Consider the following 321-nt stretch of genomic DNA (forward strand, 5'->3'; position numbering starts at 1 on the left):
GTGGCCTAACCCTTGTGGGGGGAGCGGTCGAAGGTGGGGCCGGCGATTGGGACGAAGTCGTAACAAGGTAGCCGTACCGGAAGGTGCGGCTGGATCACCTCCTTTCTAAGGAGCATCACCCGGCCCGGTGTTGTCTCTGCCGTGGGGCGTTATGACGTCCATGGTGGGGTGTCCGGGTTGGTGGCTGTCTGCCCGGCCGTGTGTGCCGGGGATGGCTGCTCATTGGTTGTGGAGCACTGGTTAGTCAGCTTGCTGTTCGTGTGAGCCGGTCAGTACCGCCCGTGTCCAGGTCTTCTCTCGTGTTGAGGGGGTTCTGGTCGT

1 rRNA gene is annotated in these 321 nt (G+C 62.6%); it reads left to right on the forward strand.

Annotation, left to right across the window (positions count from 1 at the left end):
- A 16S ribosomal RNA gene (locus QSK21_RS35970) occupies positions 1 to 105 on the forward strand; the annotation flags it as partial.
- Between the last annotated feature and the right edge of the window lie 216 nt (positions 106 to 321).

Source organism: Actinomadura sp. NBRC 104412, from assembly GCF_030269515.1.
Lineage (GTDB): Bacteria > Actinomycetota > Actinomycetes > Streptosporangiales > Streptosporangiaceae > Spirillospora.